Below are 20,571 nucleotides of genomic sequence, written 5' to 3' on the forward strand. Positions count from 1 at the left end.
ATCTATCGATCTTCCTTCCTTCCTTCGGCTGAGTTCTAAATTGAACACAGTTAATATTTCAGCCGGATTAAATGCAGGAAACGAAGCGCCAGGACTTCCCAACAAAACCCTTGCGTCCATCAAAAATGTACGCGTAGAAAAAGGTCAATAAGTTTAGCGTGTTTCTTAAACAGTGAATACCGTTTTTTATACCTCGCTTAGGGGATTATCACAGGGTGGGCCCCCATAGCTTCGACCTTAATTTTCTACGGCAGCATACGCCCCCTGGCACAGACATACAACTGATACCACTGTTCCCGGCTCAGCTCGATATTTTCAGCCTGCTGGCAGGCCCGAATACGCTGGGCATTGGTGGTACCAATAACCGGCTGAATGCCCGCAGGGTGGCGCATCAGCCAGGCCAGCACAATCGCCTCTCTGGAAACACCCAGCTCCCCGGCAAACTGTTCAACCAGACGGGCGGTTGCCTGAATGGATTCCGCTTCAGCACTGACATCCCTCCCGGTAAAGGCTCCCTTGCTCAGACAGCCCCAGGCCTGCAACTGAATATTATGGCTGCGACAATATTCTACGGTACCCGGTGTAAAACCAACGGCCTGACCTTCAGGGTGATTAACCAGCACCCCTTCATCCAGCCAGTCCAGATGAGTCAGGCTCATCTGTAGCTGATTCACAATAACAGGCTGCTCAAGGAAGGACCGTAGATATTTAATCTGGTGTCCATTCATATTGGAGACACCGAAATGCCTGACCTTCCCGGACTTCTGTAACTGGTGGAAAGCCTCAGCAACCTCTTCAGGCTGCATCAGGGGGTCTGGGCGATGGAGCAGAAGGAGGTCAAGGTATTCTGTGTTCAAACGGGCAAGACTGTTTTCAACACTGTGGATAATCCACTCCCGGGAAAAATCGTAGCGATTTGGAACATTACCTTCAGCAAAACGAATCCCGCATTTGCTTTGCAGAAAAATGTTTTCTCTCAACTCCGGGCGCTCAGTCAATACGTGTCCAAACACCTGTTCAGCTTTACCGCGGGTATAGATATCGGCGTGATCAAAGAAATTAATGCCACTTTCCAGGGCACTGTCCACCAGCTGGTGAGCCTGCTTAATATGAGCTGGTGAAACCGGGCTATTATCCCAGTCACCACCCAACCCCATACAGCCAGCAGCTATACGGCTGGCGTCAGGGAGAAAAATAGTCAGGGGAATTCGATTCATAAGACTCCAACCGGTTACTTGGTGAGCATCAGGCGCTGTTGGCACAAAGGTTGCCGCCAAAACATATCAGGTTATGGTAACAGTGCCGTCAGACTATGGCTATTGGCTTAAGGAGGCCTCTTTCTGGTTACGCTTGCCGGCAAAAATCCCGTAAGCGGCAATCACCAGATAGCAGAATACGGAAAGAATAAAAGCCGCATTGATGCCCCAGATATCAGCAATCAGCCCTCCCAGCAGCGGAATCAGCGCACCACCAATGCCCGCCGTTGAAACAATACCGGAAGCCTGGGTAGCCACTGCCGGCGGCATATCTTTCATGGCAAGACTGTAGATCACCGGATACATAACCGAGTTAAACAGGCCAACCAGAACCACCATCACCACCGCCACCAGCCCGGCGCTTAAAATGCTGACCAGCAGCAGGATGGCAGAAATCAGCCCGGCCAGCACCAGCATCATAGCCACCGGGACACGAGTCATCAGCCATGGACAGCACAATCGCCCTGCCAGAATCCCCCCCCAGTAGATGGAAACCAGTACTGAAAGTGCCATATCACCAACGTCCACCTGTTCCGACAGGGCATAATTGATAATAAAGCTGCCAATCAAAACCTCTGTTCCGATATAAAAAAAGGCCGTCACTGCACCAAAGATCGTATGGGGATAACGCCATGCACTATCGCAGCCAGCTTTCTTCTCCTTTTGTTCCGCCATGGAACAATCAGGCAGAGGCAGGCAAAAACTGATGATCCCCAGCAACACCAGTATCACCCCCAGCACCCCATAGGGTAACAGTACGGAACCCGCACCCTGCTGGGTTTCAGTAAAGACGTAAGGTAACTGCCAGTCACCGAGCCGCGATTCGTCCAGAATTTCAGGCCCCGCAACTAACGGAGCAACGGTGGATCCTATGGCAAAAAAAGCATGGAGCCACATCATGCGCTGGTATTTGGTTTCCGCACTGCCAAGAGCCATCCCATAAGGGTTGGAAACCACTTGCAATAAACAGACACCTGAAGCCACTATGAAAAGTGCCACCAGAAACCCGCTGAAAGCATCCAGATACCAGGCCATAAAAAACAGTTCAGCACCTACAGCCGCCAGCAGGAACCCGCCAACAATCCCGGCTTTATAAGAAGTTCGCCTGACCCAGAGCCCGAAAGCGTAGCTATTGGTCAGATAAACCGAGAACCATACCAGCTGTATACACATTATCTGGAAATAGCTTAACTGAAACACCATCTTCAGATGGGGGATCAGGATATCATTCAAGGCCGTCAGAACCCCTTCCATAAAAAACAGGGCTGCCAGGATCACCAGAGCCATATGTCTGCGAGTCAATTTAAACGATAAAAACATAGTGAATAATCAGTTTTCTGAACCTTCAATCAAAACACTTGTCAGAAAAAATAACTTTCAGCATTAAGAAAATCACTGCTATTCACAAAATGCTATTCACAAAATGATCTTCACAAAATAAGAGACAGACATCTCATGATTCAGAAAGTTATCAATAGAGAAATAAGAAATTATGTGCAGGTTTAAATATAGTGAATAGAACTTAACATCCACCCCGGCTTTCATGATAAATAAAGGTTTCATTCAATGGATGTGAATAACTGCGACACAAATATTATTCACGATTTTCGGCGTAAGCACCCGATAATAAGCGCACCCGTTGATGTTATTAAACAACCTGTCCTTCTCATCAAACAAACGGTAAAGATTGGCTTTTTCCTGGGTTATACCGTCGTTGCTGTGGCAACAACCATCGCTGGACTGTGCCTTGGAGCAATCTATGGTGCAGGAAAGGTATTAGATAACTTTTTCGGATACGATGTTGATAATAAGTTTAACTTCAAACCAGCTTACGATTACGCCATAACATTTTCCAAAGCTTTCTCTGAAAACTCCTTAGTTCTAAAACTTTTATTAGGCGCAGCTGGAGCAGGAGCCGCTACCGTATTAGCCTCACCTGTTTTTGTTTCTCCTTATTTTTGGGGAACATTAGCCTGTGCGGCACCTCTGTCAATCATAGACACTGCCGTAAATGGGCAGCCCCAATACACCCGGCAATTATTTGATGGCGTCTGGAAATACTCTGACCCGTATACTTACTTCAATACACCCGCTGAAGAGCATGAAGAACTGGAAGCTGTTCAGGAAAAACTGCCTTCTTTTACTCACAACCCCGATAAGGGATATAACACAAAGAAAAGCGTTTATTTTAAGCCAAAGATAATTGAGCTAAAACAGGCAAGTGCTGCAGAACCCAAAATATCCACTTTATATTGCACACCAGAAACGCCCTCAACTCAGCAAGACTTCACCGACAATACCGGAGAGCCCGGTCAACGAAGTGATACCACCCAATCCCTCCCCCAGAAGAGACCTCCTGCGCACAACAGCACCCAAACAGGTAGCATTCCTCCCAGGATTCAATTGCCAAGACACCAACCTGCATCCGATGTGAACCGATTCTGTACACTCACACAATTATCCAGCCCAAAAGACGCCGTAGTCCTGAACACTGGTACCGGACATGAAGAAATCTTCAGCTATCATGAACTGGCAAAGATGAGCAGAAGATTTGCAAGGAAAGAGGTTCCACTGGTTAGCCCCAACACAAGACTTCCCTTCGACTGGAATCAAGTCTTCCGGGTACCAGCAAAAACTATCAGACAATGGGTGAAGGAAGAAGCAAGAGGAAGGTCAATCAGCTGACTGACCTGTAGCATAATTTCCAAGTAAAAAATCCCCTGCCTGTCGATTGTTCAAGTGAACCAATTGACAGGCAGGGGAGGAAAATTGATACTTTTTTTGACAACCTCACTCCCTCTTGATTAAAACCGCAACGAGCGCAACATTCGTTGTTATGATCCAAGGCTCAAGCTGCCTTTATGCAAGTCCTAAACACAATACATCACTCTGGAAACAGGAAAATGACTGTATTATTGCGACCAAAAGACCAGTACAGGCCAAGTCTAGCAGGGCTTGTTGCGCTCGTTGCTTTTTATTTCAACTGACTATTCATGGCCTTGCGAATACAAAGAGCAGCGCCCCCCAGGTGATACCAAAACCAAAAGTCATCATGGCAATTGCAGCAACAGTCATTTCAGGCCTCCACAGGCATTGAAAAAGGACGACGGGTGGAAATCAGGAAGCCGGCAACCACCATTGCAGCCACCATCCCCCAGCCAAACAGCATCTGATCGGCAGAGGCATAACCACCATAATTTTCAGTAGCCGCTGTCACCAGGTTATTACCCACGATGAGCAGCAACAGGCCAACGCAAAGATAGCGGATACAGAATTCCCACCAGGAACCAACAGCAATCTCTGAAATACTGTTTACATGGCTGCGAAGTTCCCGTTGCATACACACTCCATTACAACAAACAATACCAAAAACGTCATGAGCTGCTTTTAGAAAGAGCAAAGCCCACGCAATATGGAACCAGTTCCATAGTCTGAAATCGTAAAAAAGGAATTGTGCCTGTTACCGCTGATCCGGGGTGAGGGATCGGAAGGCCTTTGACGACAGGGGTGATTGTCTGACAAAGAGGTTACGGCAAGCGCAGCGGGTAGCTGCAATTAATGAAAAACGTGAATTTATAGTTATTTTCCACTAATCAATGACTGCCTTTTTACAAGATAAATACATTTCACGCATTGACCCAGATCAAAAAAACAAACCAATAGTTAGATGAACGTTATGCTGGCCAGGGTTTGGAACTTTTTCCTGATCTAACGATCAGAAATATTGAGACACAAATGGTTAACTACTTATAGTTACGACTATTACAACAAACCTGTACTACTAAGAGATTGAGCAAACACCAAGATGGCCACTCCTTTGCAAAAAGCATCATCCCAGTTACCCGGTTTAAATCCAGAGGACACTCATCAACCATCAGGATGCAACTGCTTTGCTTTTTTCAGGGGAATTGAAAATACAAGTAGTCTTATAAACGCTTTGAACCTAATCCCAGGCTGCCCGGGTCATCACTCAGCCCAAAGCGGTATCACCGATCGTGGGGCCAGCCCTTTAGACCTACGGCTGTCACGGCAAACCAAAATGCAGATAGAAGCTGCCAGCAAGGAATGCTCTGAACCAATACAAATCGATTTTGCATTTGCACCAGCCTGCTGGTGTACTCCAACAACTTGCTCCCTACCGAACCTTCTACAAATTTCTGAGCCACACCAGACCGACCAGAATTCCCCCTCGAACGATGAAGTCCAGATCTATGAAAACCCGGCTTTCTTAGAGTCCGATTAAACCAGCCCCGGAATACTGAAAACCAGCGACCATGGAAGCTGGTTCTTCCATGTACTAACCACCCATCTGGGACAAACTCTGTGTCCCGCCTGTCCAGCCCTGGTCAAGAAAATGCCTGTCTTCTTTCAGCTTGAGAGATTCTCGAATTCGAGCCACCAGTGCTTCCTGCTGATCATCCCTCTGCAGCAAATCTCTCAGGTCAATACCCGACTCAGCAAACAGACACAGTTGTAACTGCCCGAGACTGGTTACCCGGAGTCGATTGCAGTCATTACAAAAGTCCTTACTGTAAGGCATGATCAGGCCAACAGAGCCTTCATAGTCACTGTGACAATATTCCAGGGCAGGCCCGGCATCCGCTGAACGCACCTTCCGAATCCAGCCCCGCTCCAGTAACCGTTCCTGAATTTTTTCCCCGGGAAAATGGTGTTTTTGGAAGAATTCCTGATTGTTGCCGGTTTGCATCAATTCGATAAAGCGAATAGAGACCGGATAGTCTCGAATCCACTCAAGAAATACATCCAGTTCATCATCGTTTATGCCTTTCATGGCAACCGCATTCACCTTGATTGAAGGCAGCCCGTGGTCGAACGCTTTTTGAATACCGGTCAGAATTTCCCGCAGCCGGTTATGGCCAGTAATCAACTCAAAGGCACGAGGGTCAAGGCTATCCACGCTGACATTGATGGCATCAATACCGGCATCCAGCCAACCCGTCACCCGTTGATCCATCTTGTAACCATTGGTAGTCATAGCCAGTTTTTTAATACCTGGCACCTGCCGTATGGTTCTGACGATATCCGCAAAGTCATGACGCAGGGTGGGTTCACCGCCAGTCAGGCGAATTTTTTCCACACCAAGGTAGGTAAAGGCTTCAACCAGACGATGAATTTCGTCGATGGTGAGTGCTTCACTGTGATGATGGTCAAGGCAGCCGTCAGGCAAACAGTAATTGCAACTAAAGTTGCAAAGATCGGTTACTGACAGCCGCAAATAAGGGAATTTCCGTCCCTGTTGGTCTTGCAACGCTTCTTGTTCTAAAGAGCGTAAAGAGTTTATAGAAGATTGCATAGAACACCTTTCCAATCGCGGGAGGCAGCAGAATTTCTTCTCCGGCCCTGGCAGTCAGTCATGCTTCCTGACTACGGCTTCCAGCCCATGGGGATCAGATACCCGTTAGGTACAGAAGCTCGGCGCTCGCTTGTTGATTCAGTTAACCAAAACGTTAAACAGTCATGAGCAACATTTTCATTGTAAAAAGTAGAAGTCATACTGCTTTGTGGGACTGTTGACATCACGTTATCAACAGTCAAGTGAATCCTACCTGCTTATATCTCGAAAAACCATGACGTCAGGCACTATTGTTTTCTTGGAATCATACGTAAATCTGCTATTCTTCCAAGCCTTTTGGTTCTGCGAAAGCGCGACACTTAAAGATACCTTTATATGACGATCCCAAAGATCAGTGCCAGAGTTCCGGTTCTGGGTATAGCCGCTTTCAGTGGTACCGGTAAAACCACACTTATCGAAAAACTGCTGCCACTTCTGACCAGCAGCGGACTAAGAACAGGTCTGGTCAAAGCCTCTCACCACACCATTGAACCAGACGCTCCCGGAAAAGACAGTTATCGTTTACGACATGCCGGTGCAGCCCAACTGGTATTAAGCATGCCTGGCCGTTCTATCTGTTATACCGAATACCCGCAGGATTATCAGCGACAGCTGGCAGAGCAACTGCAACTGCTTAATCAGGATTCTCTGGACCTGATTCTGGTGGAAGGCTTTCGGGAGGCAGCTATCGCCAAAATTGAGTTACACCGCAGTGATTATGATAAGCCCTTCCTGTTTTTAGATGACCCCCATATCATTGCTGTAGCCTGGGACAAAAATCCGGGTATCCACCTGCCTGAACATCTCACAGAGCTGGATATCAATAGCCCCGGACACATCGCCCGCTTTATTGAACAATTTTGTCAGACGTATGAACGAGGTCAGGAATGAGCGACTGCTGTGCAACCGATGGACTGATGAGACTGGAAGCAGCACTGACAACGCTGATCAATGGTGTTAAGCCGGTATCAGAGACCGAAAAAGTATCTCTGGAAGCGTGTCTGGGCAGGATACTTGCTGAACGCATCGTATCGCCTGTTAATGTCCCGCCCCATGATAATTCTGCCATGGATGGCTACGCCATGGCTTTAAAGGATTTACAGCATAACGACACGCTGCCTCTGGCAGGCCAGTCTCTCGCCGGACACCCCTTTGCAGGAGAAATTCCTGCTGGCCACTGTATCCGTATCATGACGGGAGCCTGCATTCCGGCCGGTGCTGATAGTGTTATTATGCAGGAACAGACAGAAACCACAGATCAGGGGATTCGCTTTCTCCAGAAGCCGGAAAAACCGGGTAATAACATCCGACAAGCGGGTGAAGATATTCCAGAGGGTTCTCTGGTATTTACCTCTGGCCGGAAAATCCTGCCCCAGGATATTGGTCTGCTGGCCTCTCTTGGCATTGCCAATGTACCTGTCTATCGAAAAGTTAAAGTGGCCGTATTTTCCACCGGCGATGAGCTGAAACTCCCCGGTGAATCCCTGGGACAGGGTGATATTTACGACAGTAATCGTTTTGTTATCAAAGCAATGCTCAGCAAGATGGAGATCGACATTATTGATCTCGGCAAAATTCCTGACGATAAAGCATTGCTGAAACAAGCCTTTACAAGGGCTGATAATGAGGCTGATGCCGTCATCAGCTCTGGCGGAGTCTCCGTTGGAGATGCCGATTACACCAAAGAAATCCTTGATGAACTGGGAGAAACCGGCTTCTGGAAGCTGGCCATCAAACCCGGCAAGCCCTTTGCCTTTGGCCAACTGCCGAATAGTGTGTTCTTCGGCCTGCCGGGCAATCCGGTTTCCGCAACGGTCACTTTTCAACAACTGGCCGCTCCCGCTTTGCGTCATATGATGAACCAGCAACCGGAAGAGCATGTTGAACTCACCCTGGCCACCGAAACCCGTTTAAAGAAACGCCCCGGGCGCAGGGACTTCCAGAGGGGAAAGCTGGTTTACAGCACATCCGGCGAGCTTCAGGTGACGTCTACTGGCAGTCAGGGTTCAGGTGTTCTTAGCACAATGAGCCATTCTGACTGCTATATCGTACTGGCCGAAGAAGATAGTGATAAAGAATGCGGAGATCAGGTTAAGGTGCAGCTCTTCGATGAGTTATTGAAATAAAAAGCATGATCAGACATGGAGGATTACTTTGAAAACTCCGTGTCTCCGTGGCAAAAAAGGGAGTTATACCGGGACTGATCCTAAGGAATTGTCCGTTAATAATTTCCCTGTTTTTCTCACTACAGAGACACAGAGGACACGGATAAAGAAAAAGGAAGTTATTTCGGGACAGCTCCTAAGTAGAGAACACATATGTCAATCATGTGAAGAAATTGTCATAAAACTGTCATAAAGACTCGATATGTTTGCACTCAATTTTGATAAGCACCAGGGTGCACCATCTATGTCTGAAATGACATCTGCTTCTTCACAGGACGTCGACTTCAAAACCATGACCACACGCCATTACGGCCGTATCTGGTTACGTGTGGTTCTGTGGATCTATGTCCTGTTAGTAGCCGTGAGCGTCATCGGCTCCGGCTTTAAAATGGCCGTCGGTGGCGATGAAGCCGCTGCGCAACTGTTCAGTTTCGCCAATAATGCCATCATGGGTCTGCTGGCCGGCACACTGGCGACAGCGCTCGTACAATCTTCCAGTACCGTAACTTCCGTTATTGTTGGTCTGGTGGCCGGTGGCCTTCCTGTTCATATGGCCATCCCGATGATCATGGGTGCCAACATTGGCACAACCATCACTAACACCATTGTCAGCCTTGGCCATATTCGCTGTCATAAAGAGTTCAAGCAGGCTTTTGCAGCCTCTACCGTACACGACTTCTTTAACTGGCTGGCGGTACTGATTCTTCTGCCTCTTGAACTGTACACTGGTTTCCTGAGCAAAATCTCTTTATCCGTTGCAGAGATGCTGGTTGGCAGTCAAAACATGTCAATGAACAGCATGAACTTTATCGAGCCATTAACATCACCGGCTGAAGACATTATCAAAGGCTTTGTGAGTGTTCTGCCTGACAGCACCCTGTCCGGTATCGCAATGATTGCCATAGGTATTGCCCTGATCTTTTTCTCGGTGGTTCGTCTTGGCAAACTGCTCAAAAAGGTCATGGTAGGTAAAGCCAAAGATGCACTGCACAAGTCCATTGGTCGTGGTCCCATCAGCGGCATTCTGTCTGGCATGACCATGACGGTTATGGTTCAGTCTTCATCAACCACCACCAGCCTGATGGTACCGATGGTTGCTAATGGTTTGTTTACTGTACGACAGATGTACCCTTTCACGCTGGGTGCCAATATCGGAACGACCATTACCGCCCTGTTGGCTGCCACCGCTATTACCGGTCCTGCAGCACTGCCGGCACTGACCATTGCCCTGGTGCATTTCTTCTTCAACTTTATTGCCGTGGTTCTGATTTATGGCATTAATTGGCTGAGAGAAATCCCACTGTTTATGGCTGACAAATTGTCTGATCTGGCAGTGAAAAACAGAATGTATGCCTTTGCTTATCTGTTTATTGCCTTCTTTATTCTGCCAGGCATCATTATTTTCATGTCCGCCTGATCAAGAGATATCGACTCTCTTACAAAAAGACCTGCCATGCTTTTTCTGCGTAGCAGGTTTTTTTTCAGGGTCAATGCCCTGCACCTTCTGCTTTTCATTCATCCGTAGAAATTCAAAAAAACTTTGCATTATCAATAACTGTCTTCTATCTAAACATGACGTTTACTGGAGTAAAACGCCATGTTGAAACCATCAATCACATTATTTATCTGCTTCTGCTTAAGCTGCTCAATGGCTTCCATTGCCTCGGATCCTTCTGCTGCAGAAGCAGAGTATTCAATCACTGGAAAAACACTGAAATATGAAGGGCGAGGGCTGTATCAGAAGTCAGAGATTGCGGTCAGTTACGACAGGACACTGGTCTTGGTATTACCCGTTTCCCGATGGCTTGGCGGAATGATGAAAGAACACATCGGCATAATGAATGACAATCTTGATCTGACGGACTTGCCGACTCTGGCAGACCTGATTACTGAGGGTTTGCGTAACGCGTGCGCCCACTTCCTGGTAAAAATCATCTACACACTACCTGACGGCACGAAAGCGGAAAGCGAACTGCCAGTCCATGAGGTCGTCAGCACAGATGGCCATATGTACTATCAGCTCCATGAGGACGTTTCCCTGCCCACCGTGATGGAAAACGTAGCGGTGATTACTGAGAGCTGGCCAGAACCCATAGACGACAGCCCGGCAAATGGTCAACTGGGCAAAAAATTCCCAACCCACGCGGTTTGCTGTAATTGCAAGGGGGGCTGTGCCGCACTGTGGATAGTGTTCGGATTTTGCAAACAGTGCGTTGCCTTTAATGGCGGGGAAGACTGCTGTTCTCTCTGCAATATGCCCGCCGCTCCCGGTGGAAGTTGCGATTAGTTCAATCCGTTTGACGTATTCAGTTCTTCTCTCCGGAAGGTGTCATCCTCCTTCCGGAGCTCGTCGATAAAATGCTCTATCTGGGGATTTCCCTTACCAAAACGCCGGACAGATGTGTAGTATCCCCGCCTTACCTTAAGCTCCCAACCAGCTGCTTAATCCTGTGGTTTTTCCTGCTATTGACTATTGACTCCCATGAACCACAACACAACGAAGAGTCTTGCTATTGCCTTGCTGTGTTCGGTAGCCTTGCACCTGATGCTTGCTTTTGCTCCAAAACGAACAGAACACGCGGTGATCAATAATAACAAAGGCACTTCTGAGCTTAAGCTGACCCTGGCCAGCAAGGCCAATCCTGTGACTCTATCGCCAGCTCCTGTTAAAGAAGTAGAAGAAAAACGGACAGTAGCAAAAGAACCCACCCTCCCAAAACCCATTCAACACGCTATTCAACAACCCAAAAAACCCCACAAGCCGGTAACCGCAAAATCACCCAATGTTAAAAAAATACTCACCACCCCAAAGCCTGAAAAAGAAGTATCAAAAAAAATACTGCCGAAAGAAGTGGGCTCCGAAAAAACAACAGCCGAAAAAAAGATCGATAAGCCTGTTCCTCAAGCTAACAAACAGTATGAACTCTCTGCCGCAGATAGCAGCCTTGAGAGTGCGGACAGTACCACGGAAACCCCTGCTGAAAGCCTGACAAGAAATGCCATGAAGCGTTGGCAATCGGATCTGGTACAGCGTATCAATAGACAGAAACGTTACCCTCGCCAGGCACTTCGCCGGGGGCTTGAGGGCGATGTCAAAGTAAAAGCCATGATCCAGCCGGATGGCAGCCTGGCAGCCGCCGAGATACTGTCAGGCGATAAGCGATTCAAAACCAGCAGTCTTCAGGCAATCAGCCGTGCATTGCCGTTTCCTCCTCCCGTGGCCGTTTCAAATCCCATCACGGTGTCTTTTACTATTCATTACTCGATCAACTGATCTACCAGAAATATAGGCCGGATGGATAAAAAAACACTTTTTTGAGTCTAAGGGGTATGACTCAGAACAGATAAACATGCAGCCTCAATGACCATCGTCCAAAAAAAGAGACTTAATCTATCCGTTGGTACAGAAAACCTTATGCGGTTGTGCTGGCTACGGGGAATTCTGCTGTCCTTTGAAGGCATTGGTTTTTTGCTCGCCAGCTTCCGAATCCACCTCCCCACCGCCGGTCTCCTGTTTGCTTTTCTGTGCAATCTTTTGCTGATCAGCAGCACAATTGTCCGGCTGAATATCAGTAAAAAAAATGTCAGCGACCAGGAGTTCTTTGTTCAACTATTACTGGATCTTTTAATCCAGACCACGCTGCTTTTCTTTAGTGGTGGTTATACCAATCCGCTGGTCTCTATCTATCTGGTCACTGTTTCCATCGGTGCTGCACTGTTACCCAGGCGATACAGCTGGAGCCTCACATTCAGTGCCGCCCTTTTTTATACCGTTCTTATGAAATGGTATTTGCCCGCCGGATTTGAGTTGGAACCTGAGCGGTCACTGTTGCATCAGCGGGTGATAAGCACTCACTTATTGGGCATGTGGATAACCTTTGTATTAAGTGCACTGCTCATTAATTACTTCGTCGAATTAATGGCATCCGCCCTGAGGAAGCAACAGGAAGATATAACCATTGCCAGAGAGCGCCAACTCCGGGATGAAAATATTCTTGCCATTGCTATTCAGGCAGCCGGTGCCGCCCATGAGCTTGGAACACCGTTAGCAACCATGGCGATTGTTCTGGGAGATCTTCAGTATGAATATCAGGATAAAGCCCTGGCAGACAGCCTGAGACTGCTGAGAAGTCAGGTTGAAGAGTGTAAAAGAAGGCTGCAGCAATTAGTCGCTGAAAGCCAGTATCACGGTATTGAACGCGTTGAAATCAGGGAGTTTCTTTGCCGGGTCATTGAAAAGTGGCAACTGATCAGGCCTGAATCAGGACTTCATTATAAGACTTCCCAATGGCCAGACTCAGTTTTCATTCCCTGTGACCTGACACTTTACCAGGCCATTACAGCCCTGCTCGATAATGCCGAAGATGCCAGCCCGGGCCAGGTTTCCCTGTCGGTAAAACACGCTCACGAAAACGATGCCGAAAACATTGCCATCCAGATCTTCGATAAAGGCATGGGCTTTCCTCAAACCTGTAACGCCAGTCGTTATGGCGTTGAGAGTATGAACACTCCGCTGATCAGGCCCTGTAGCCAGAAAGAGAATGGACTTGGGCTTGGGTTGTTACTGAGCCAGGCCAGTATTGAGCGGTTAGGAGGTCAGGTTCATATTTTCAGTCAGCGTACGGGAGGCACACTTACTGAAATCTTGCTTCCCGTGGTCAGCACTCAGGAACCATTTACATTATGAATTGCGAGGAAACCATTGACCAGCCGGTCATTTTAATTGCAGACGATGATCTGACCTTTTTACATACGCTAGCCACTTCACTCAGAAAACGGGGTTTTAACCCAATCACCGCTGACACCGTGTTTAAGGCAACAAGCCTGCAACAAAAACACAGGCCTGCCAGTGCGGTTGTTGACCTGAAAATCGGGAGTGAGAGCGGCCTCCGGCTTATTCCATTATTGCGAGACGCTAATCCAAATATTGAGATTATCGTCCTAACAGGCTATGCCAGCATTGCTACTGCCGTCAGTGCCATCCGGCTGGGGGCCAGAGACTACCTCTGTAAACCGGTAGATACCCTGCAGATACTCGCAGCGCTTAATATCAACAAGCCTTCACCAGACCATGCCCCAATCCCGGAAAAAAGAATGCCGGTTAATCAGCTGGAATGGGAATACCTGCAAAAAGTCCTGCTTGAGCACCAGGGAAACATCTCTGCTGCAGCCCGCAGCCTTGGCATGCATCGCAGAACACTTCAGCGAAAACTCAATAAACGGTCAGGTTCCCGCTAAAAATGCCCGCTTTCCGTTGCCCGCTGTCCGCTGCCCGAAAAAGCCGGGCACGCTTTTGCTTTTGCTTTTGCTTTTGCGGGAAGCGGGAAGCGGGAAGCGGGAAGCGGGAAGCGATCTTATATTGCCAGCCCCCTATGAAAACCATTACGATTGCCCGTTTTATATTCAGTGAATAATCGTTCCTGTGGGCAGCTCATTTTTTCGTAGCTTTTTTCGTAACAACCGCCAGATCCTCTCACTGATGGGGCTGCTCAGCCTTATCTCCATTTTTGGGAGTACCCTGGTCACGACTCTGGCTATCACCTGGCATGACACCCTTATTTCGTTATCCAGCACTCATTGGGTTTATCTCTTTACCATCAGCTCGCTGACGATGGCACTTGCGCTGACACCATCTACACTGATTGCCTTGATCAGTGGTTATTTTCTTGGCTGGGCCGCCTTCTTCTATATAGTCATTTCATATCCGATAGCCTCTGCCATAGGTTTCATGGTTGGGAAAACCCTGGACCATGGCAAGCTGATGAGCACATTACCCTCAGAATCACGACTCAATGGGGTGCTTAACGGGTTGAAGCACCACCAGTGGCCACTGGTGATGCTGGTTCGACTATCACCGGTCCTGCCTTTTTCATTAATGAATCTGGTGTTACCGGCTATTGGCATTCGCCTGCCTGTCTTTTTAGTGGCCGGGTTTATTGGCATGCTACCCAGAACCCTGTTTTCCCTTTGGGCTGGTATGCAGACAAGGGATCTGATTACTTTGCTCGAAAACCCGGCGCAGGGTAATCTGTCGGTGATATTCATGATTGCCGTCTCAATCATTTCCATTGGTGGCTTGCTTTATCTTGCCCAGAAAGCATCATCAACTCTTTTGATGAAAGAATCCGTGATGAAAGAGTCCGGGATAAAAAGCAGGGAGAGAAAGAAATATGGCTGAGGCCAATACTGAGAAGAGCGTTGCGCTCTTTGTTGATGTACAAAACATCTATTACACCACCCGACAGGCCTATGGCAGCCATTTTGATTACAATGCATTCTGGGCTCAGGTGACTGCCGGTAGAAAAGTGACCAAAGCCATTGCCTATGCCATTGACCGTGGTGACCCTAAACAACAGCAGTTTCAAGCCATTCTCAGGGCCATTGGCTTTGAAGTTAAGCTGAAACCTTATATTCAGCGCAGTGATGGTACCTCAAAAGGTGACTGGGATGTGGGCATAACCCTGGATGTAATGAGCTGGGCATCACAGGTCGATGTGGTTACCCTGGCCTCAGGGGATGGTGACTTTGACCTGTTGCTACAAAAGGTTCGGGAAGATTTTGGTGCCTATACAGAGGTTTATAGCGTTGAACCACTGACAGCGGCCTCTCTGATTCATTCCGCCAACCGCTTTATTCCCATATCCAATGACTTACTATTACCCATCAAAAGGTGAATAAATAATCGTTTTAAATAAACAAACACCATATAAATCAACAAATTAATTTCATCAACAACGCGGCATTCCCAGCAACCCTTTTTATTAAAAATTTGTGCTGTGATTTGTTTTAGACAAACTCGACAAAAACTTTGACATCCCTTCAGACTGCTATTAGAGTTCGTATTGGCCATATTGAGAAGAACGAAAAATCGTATTGCTTTTTGAGTACTTCCTGATCGTCACACCACTTCTTCTTAGTTTAAGTTATGTGCTTTGAATGCTTTACTCTTAAATAGATAAATGAAGATGTGACTACACATTGGCTTAACGCGTGTAAACGCATTTTTATAGAAATATTCAGGAGACATTGCATGTCTAAATCGACCGGAACGGTAAAGTGGTTCAGTGAAGAAAAAGGCTTTGGCTTTATCGCTCAGGACAACGGTGGTCCAGACGTATTCGTTCACTTCCGCGCTATCATCGGCGACGGCTTTAAAACTCTCGCTGAAGGTCAGCCTGTGACCTTTGACGTTGAGCAGGGCCAGAAGGGCCTTCAGGCTGCCAACGTAGAGAAAGCATAAGCTTTTCCCCTTAACGGGAGAACGAAAAAAGAGCACTTCCAGTGCTCTTTTTTTTGTTTTTTATCCAGCATCATAAATAAGCCGGCAGAGAGCGGGTTATTCAAAACTCTGTCACCTATAGAAACCCTGCCGTCTATTATTTTTCATCACTCTGCTTTTTAATATCCAATACACTGAAACTGATGCCTATAAATTAAACAACATTTATTTCTTAAATGTAAGACACCTGCCAACCACCGTTTGACTGACTCAAAAAATCATCTATTTTTTTAGCATCAATAATTTTCTCTACCCTGGAGCATGATCATGAAAACTCCGAACACCTGTGCAGCTATTTACCAAACCCATCATGCTGCAGATGATGCCGTTAAAAGACTGCAAAAAGCGGGCTTCGAAATAACGAAAATATCGGTGATTGGCAATGACTACCACACAGAAGAACATGTCGTTGGTTACTACAACACCGACGACCGGATGAAGGCCTGGGGAAAGATAGGTGCTTTCTGGGGCGGGCTTTGGGGTATTCTGGTTGGCGCCGCATTTTTTGTAATTCCCGGAGTGGGTCCAATGGTTATTGCCGGGCCACTGGTATCAGCCATTGTCGGAGGGCTTGAAGGTGCTGCTATTGTGGGTGGCATGTCGGCCCTGGGTGCAGGCATGGCCAGTATGGGGATCCCAAAAAACAGCATTGTACGCTATGAAGAGTCCTTATCTGCGGGTAGCTTTCTGTTGCTCTATAACAGTACAGAAGACGATGTCGCTGCAGTAGCAAAAGTCTTACTGGAAAAGACTGATCATGATGGAGTAGAAACCCATAATAAATCTGCCGCCAGGTAACAGTTACTAAACGACAGATCTTCGATTATTCAGCCGTTGCATTTTCCAAATACTGCGGCTGAATAAAGTGACTTATCAGATAACATCCAGGCACGACGCTTTAAAGTGGGCAAAGACTTTATGTCCAACTGACAAGCCCAATAAGCTCAACGCTCTCCGTGTCACCAGGGCCAGCAATGTCTGTCCCTCAGCTGTCAGGAAAAGCATCACATTATTTGAGCCCAGCTCCTGTATGGACTGGATAGTTGCCGCCACACGATTCTGAACACTCGTACAGTGAATATCTTCAATAACAATGCTGACTTCCTGAGCTGATAAAATAACTCTAAGCTCTGTCCCAATCGTTGCTGAAATTTGATTCACCAGTAATTTTTGCTGCCCAAACCACAGTTCTGTAAAACCGTAGTCATAGTCATGATTCGCTACCTGAACTTCCAGAATCGAAAGTGCACAGTCATCCCTGGCTAGCAGCGAACCCGGACGACTGAGCAACTGTCGACAATCTCCCCTGGATATAACCTGCCCCTGATCAATAAGCATCAACTTATCAGACAGTCTTGCCACTTCTTCACGGGCATGACTCACCATCACCACCGGTACCCCAAAGTGTTGATGGATTTTTCTCAAACAGGGAAGAATTCTGGTTTTTGATGACCAGTCAAGAGAGGCCAGAGGCTCATCCATCAATAGAAGACGGGGGCCGCTCAGTAAGGTTCTTGCTATAGCAACTCGCTGCTTTTCTCCCCCGGAAAGTTTATCGATGTTGCGATTCAGCAAATGCTCAATATCCAGCTGATCAACCAATTCAGGCAACGAAGGAAAAGAGAGCGCCTTACCGCTGGACTCTTTACCAACAGAATGTGCACGATGAAGAGCAAACTGCAGGTTTTCCATAACATCCAGATGGGGAAACAGCCTGGCTTCCTGAAAGATATAGCCGATACCGCGTTTCTCCGGGGGGAGCCAAATACCATTATCAGAGTCAAGCCAAACTTCATCGTTGAACAAAACTCTCCCCTGCGCATGACTCTCCAGGCCTGCAATGGTTCGAAGCAGGGATGTTTTTCCACACCCTGATCGCCCCATAACGGCCCAGATGGCATCGCCATTCAGAGATTCATTAACATTGAGAACAAACCGATCCCTTGGCAGCTGTATATCAATGGTTAACATTAACGGCCACCAGGGAGAGGCTGAGCAGCCGGCTTCCGATCCAGGCTGTACAGACCGATCAGGAGCACCATCGCAAATATCAGAAGTCCCGCAGCAATTTGATGGGCCTCGGTAAACTGTTGGGACTCAACCGCATCAAACAGGGCGATAGAAAGAACCTGCGTCTCCCCGGGAATGTTACCGCCAATCATAAGGACCACACCAAACTCACCAATCGTATGGGCAAACCCCATACAGGCCGCCAGAATTAAAGCCCTTCGTGTGCAGGGAACCACCACGCTAAAGAAACGATCCATCCGCCCCGCCCCCATCATGGCAGCCGCTTCAAGCAACCCCTTATCCAACTGTTCAAATGCCCGCTGAAGTGGCTGTACCACAAATGGCATGGAATAAATGACAGAGGCAACCACCAGACCGGTGAAGCTGAAAGCCAGAGTCGAGCCTGTCAGAGAGAGCCAGGCCTGACCAGCCGGGTAGTTGGGAGAGAAAAACAGAAGGAGATAAAAGCCCAGAACCGTGGGCGGTAATACCATCGGCAAACCCACCAGTGCTTCAAGAACCGGGCGGAACCGACTCTTCATATTGGCTAGCCACCAGGCCATTGGAATGGCCAAAAGCATCAAAATAACCGTAGTAATAATGGCCAGTTTAAAGGTTACCCAGACGGCAGTGGTCAGCATTCTTCCCTGCCTGTGTGTTTGGGAACGGTTCTTAAATAACTTCCCCATTTCAACGAACGCTGCCCGCTGCCCGCCGCCCTCCGCCCGAAAAAGCCGGGACCGCTTGAGCTTTTGCGGGCAACGGGCAGCGGGTAGCGGGTAGCGGCTTTAAGCCCTTCGACAGGCTCAGGACGAACGGAATCTGGCGTCTCAGAAATACGGACGTTATTCAGGGACTACTCCTTAATTGTCTCAGGGGTCAGCAATAGGCCATTTTGCAAATCGGCTATTTCAGTGGTTACCGAACAATAGCCATGCTCTACGAGCATGCTTTGAACGGGCTGTGATAACAGGAACGCAACAAACGCTTGAGCAACTTCCGGCTGCTTTGTTCTTTGCAAAATAACCAGATCCTGTTGAATCGGGTCGTACAGGTCTTCAGGAACAATGAAAACATGACCACTGTTGTTTTTTAGATAACTGTTTTTCTGACCAACCATCTGGGCTTTCGCCACCAGCCCTATAGGAATATTACCACTGGCAACAAACTGCCAGGCCTGCTGAATACTGGCACCCTGTACCAGTCGGGACCTTAATGATGCCCACAACCCGATCCTTTCCAAAACCTGCTGTGCTGCAAGCCCATAAGGTGCTGTAGCTGGATTGGCAATAGACAAACGTCCTTTATAATCAGCCAGATCCTTTAGCGTCATGACTTTGTTTTGCTGTACTCCCGGACTCCAGAGAACCAATTGCCCTAAAGCATAGGTATGTCGACTATCGACCAGTGCTAAGCCCTTCTCCTCCAGCATCTTCACCCGGAGACTATCCGCTGACAGAAACAGATCAAAAGGCGCTCCATTGGTGATCTGATTGTAGAGCGTCCCGGTGGAAGCGGAAGAGATCAACAGCCGATGCCCGGTTTTGGTTTCAAACTCTTTTGCCAGAATGTCCAGCGACGGTTTGAAATTTGCCGCAACCGCTATTTTTAAATCAGCGGCATAAGCAGAGACACCGAAGCCAAAGCTCCAGAAAAGCAATGACGACAGAAATATTGTTCTTAACATCCAGAAGCCGTTCTTTAGAAAATCAACACCAACGATCTGCCGCTTTCTGGTCAGACTCGCGCTCATCCACCCAACGATCCCCATCCGGTGTCGTTTCCTTTTTCCAGAAAGGGGCGCGGGTTTTCAGAAAATCCATAATAAATTCACAGGCTTCAAAAGCCTCTTTTCGGTGGGCACTGGCAATACCGACAAAAACTATTCGGTCACCGGGAACCATCTGCCCTATACGATGAATAACTCTGACAACCTGAAGCTCCCAACGCTGTGTTGCCTCATCGATAATTTCCTGAAGGGCCTTTTCCGTCATACCGGGATAATGCTCAAGAAAAAGCCCGCCCACCTGATCCCCAAGGTTCATATCACGAACCGTACCGGTGAACGTTACAATGGCTCCCGACGACTTATTGCCCTCCAGCCGTTCATATTCATGGCTTGGGCTGAAGTCTTCTGCCTGTATGGAAATCAATGCGCTAATCCTGTTTTTTTGAACCACAAAGGCACAAAGACACAAAGGTTTTCTTTCCCTTCGCCCCCATGCTCTGAGGTTGTCGCAAAAGGGTCAATTAACACGTAACCGTCATCTCCGCTACACACCGTCATCCCCGCGCAGGCGGGGATCCACTACTCGAGATAGACTCCCACTCTCGAGATGGATTCCCGCCTGCGCGGGAAAGACGGAGGGAGGGAGGGCTTTGATATTGCCCGTGTTTGCATACCCGGAAAACTATAACAAATTCAGGCTATTATTATTAGAACCTATGTCGACTTCAGTAGCTGGCAGAGCTGGCGGAACTGTACTTATTTCAGCCTTGTTATGGTCA

20 protein-coding genes and 1 riboswitch are annotated in these 20,571 nt (G+C 47.8%); of the genes, 12 read left to right on the plus strand and 8 right to left on the minus strand.

The annotated features are described in order from the left end of the window. Nucleotides 1-245: 245 nt before the first annotated feature. Together RM811_RS16500 and RM811_RS16505 are read right to left on the minus strand one after the other, a co-directional pair. Nucleotides 246-1,217, minus strand: a complete 972-nt coding sequence (locus RM811_RS16500; RefSeq protein WP_402526482.1) for an aldo/keto reductase family oxidoreductase — start codon at nt 1,215-1,217, stop codon at nt 246-248. Between the two features lie 99 nt (nt 1,218-1,316). Continuing rightward, nucleotides 1,317-2,576 (minus strand): MFS transporter, encoded by a 1,260-nt coding sequence (locus RM811_RS16505; RefSeq protein WP_402526484.1) that lies wholly within the window; start codon nt 2,574-2,576, stop codon nt 1,317-1,319. Between the two features lie 246 nt (nt 2,577-2,822). Here RM811_RS16505 and RM811_RS16510 point away from each other — a divergent pair, with 246 nt between their 5' ends. Next, nucleotides 2,823-3,941, plus strand: coding sequence for a hypothetical protein (locus RM811_RS16510; protein WP_402526486.1), 1,119 nt, complete (start codon nt 2,823-2,825; stop codon nt 3,939-3,941). A gap of 391 nt (nt 3,942-4,332) precedes the next feature. Here RM811_RS16510 and RM811_RS16515 read toward each other — a convergent pair whose 3' ends face one another. After that, nucleotides 4,333-4,596, minus strand: coding sequence for a hypothetical protein (locus RM811_RS16515; protein WP_402526489.1), 264 nt, complete (start codon nt 4,594-4,596; stop codon nt 4,333-4,335). 957 nt (nt 4,597-5,553) lie between these two features. After that, entirely contained in the window at nt 5,554-6,570 is a 1,017-nt protein-coding gene (gene moaA / locus RM811_RS16520; protein ID WP_402526491.1) for a GTP 3',8-cyclase MoaA, read from the minus strand. Then, nucleotides 6,559-6,707: riboswitch (molybdenum cofactor riboswitch) on the minus strand. Its footprint overlaps the gene before it by 12 nt. Before the next feature lie 238 nt (nt 6,708-6,945). Between moaA and mobB the strand changes: the two genes are divergently transcribed. The 11 genes from mobB (at nt 6,946) to RM811_RS16575 (ending at nt 16,851) form a co-directional block, all read left to right on the plus strand. Then, nucleotides 6,946-7,500, plus strand: coding sequence for a molybdopterin-guanine dinucleotide biosynthesis protein B (gene mobB, locus RM811_RS16525; protein WP_402526493.1), 555 nt, complete (start codon nt 6,946-6,948; stop codon nt 7,498-7,500). Beyond that, entirely contained in the window at nt 7,497-8,735 is a 1,239-nt protein-coding gene (gene moeA, locus RM811_RS16530) for a molybdopterin molybdotransferase MoeA (RefSeq protein WP_402526496.1), read from the plus strand. The genes mobB and moeA overlap by 4 nt, the downstream gene beginning before the upstream one ends. Before the next feature lie 283 nt (nt 8,736-9,018). After that, nucleotides 9,019-10,191, plus strand: a complete 1,173-nt coding sequence (locus RM811_RS16535; RefSeq protein WP_402526498.1) for a Na/Pi symporter — start codon at nt 9,019-9,021, stop codon at nt 10,189-10,191. Nucleotides 10,192-10,371: 180 nt separating this feature from the next. Continuing rightward, nucleotides 10,372-11,061 carry a hypothetical protein gene (locus tag RM811_RS16540; RefSeq protein ID WP_402526501.1) on the plus strand — a complete coding sequence of 230 codons (690 nt, stop codon included), beginning with the start codon at nt 10,372-10,374 and terminating at the stop codon, nt 11,059-11,061. A 195-nt stretch (nt 11,062-11,256) separates the two neighbouring features. Then, complete coding sequence (locus RM811_RS16545) at nt 11,257-12,048, plus strand: TonB family protein (RefSeq protein WP_402526503.1); 792 nt, start codon at nt 11,257-11,259, stop codon at nt 12,046-12,048. 87 nt (nt 12,049-12,135) lie between these two features. Beyond that, nucleotides 12,136-13,461 (plus strand): ATP-binding protein, encoded by a 1,326-nt coding sequence (locus RM811_RS16550; protein WP_402526505.1) that lies wholly within the window; start codon nt 12,136-12,138, stop codon nt 13,459-13,461. Further along, nucleotides 13,458-14,012, plus strand: a complete 555-nt coding sequence (locus tag RM811_RS16555; RefSeq protein WP_402526507.1) for a response regulator transcription factor — start codon at nt 13,458-13,460, stop codon at nt 14,010-14,012. Before RM811_RS16550 ends, RM811_RS16555 begins: the two co-directional genes overlap by 4 nt. A 184-nt stretch (nt 14,013-14,196) precedes the next feature. After that, a complete protein-coding gene (locus RM811_RS16560) occupies nt 14,197-14,952 on the plus strand; it encodes a TVP38/TMEM64 family protein (RefSeq protein ID WP_402526509.1) in 756 nt (251 codons plus the stop codon). Then, the gene (locus RM811_RS16565; protein WP_402526511.1) at nt 14,945-15,448 is read left to right on the plus strand and encodes an NYN domain-containing protein; all 504 of its coding nucleotides are present in this window, start codon (nt 14,945-14,947) and stop codon (nt 15,446-15,448) included. Before RM811_RS16560 ends, RM811_RS16565 begins: the two co-directional genes overlap by 8 nt. A 356-nt stretch (nt 15,449-15,804) precedes the next feature. Then, on the plus strand, nt 15,805-16,014 hold the full coding sequence (locus RM811_RS16570) for a cold-shock protein (protein WP_402526513.1): 210 nt from the start codon (nt 15,805-15,807) through the stop codon (nt 16,012-16,014). 306 nt (nt 16,015-16,320) lie between these two features. After that, on the plus strand, nt 16,321-16,851 hold the full coding sequence (locus tag RM811_RS16575; RefSeq protein ID WP_402526515.1) for a general stress protein: 531 nt from the start codon (nt 16,321-16,323) through the stop codon (nt 16,849-16,851). A 75-nt stretch (nt 16,852-16,926) separates the two neighbouring features. On the opposite strand, the gene modC is transcribed toward RM811_RS16575, so the two are convergent. From modC to moaE, 4 genes are all read right to left on the minus strand, one after another. Then, complete coding sequence (gene modC, locus RM811_RS16580) at nt 16,927-18,024, minus strand: molybdenum ABC transporter ATP-binding protein (RefSeq protein ID WP_402526517.1); 1,098 nt, start codon at nt 18,022-18,024, stop codon at nt 16,927-16,929. After that, the gene (gene modB, locus RM811_RS16585; RefSeq protein ID WP_402526519.1) at nt 18,024-18,704 is read right to left on the minus strand and encodes a molybdate ABC transporter permease subunit; all 681 of its coding nucleotides are present in this window, start codon (nt 18,702-18,704) and stop codon (nt 18,024-18,026) included. Before modB ends, modC begins: the two co-directional genes overlap by 1 nt. Nucleotides 18,705-18,919: 215 nt before the next feature. Beyond that, nucleotides 18,920-19,816 carry a molybdate ABC transporter substrate-binding protein gene (modA, locus tag RM811_RS16590; RefSeq protein WP_402526521.1) on the minus strand — a complete coding sequence of 299 codons (897 nt, stop codon included), beginning with the start codon at nt 19,814-19,816 and terminating at the stop codon, nt 18,920-18,922. Beyond that, complete coding sequence (moaE, locus tag RM811_RS16595; RefSeq protein WP_402526523.1) at nt 19,773-20,216, minus strand: molybdopterin synthase catalytic subunit MoaE; 444 nt, start codon at nt 20,214-20,216, stop codon at nt 19,773-19,775. The genes modA and moaE overlap by 44 nt, the downstream gene beginning before the upstream one ends. Nucleotides 20,217-20,571: the final 355 nt, after the last annotated feature.

This window comes from Endozoicomonas sp., from assembly GCF_031844845.1.
Taxonomy (GTDB): domain Bacteria; phylum Pseudomonadota; class Gammaproteobacteria; order Pseudomonadales; family Endozoicomonadaceae; genus Endozoicomonas.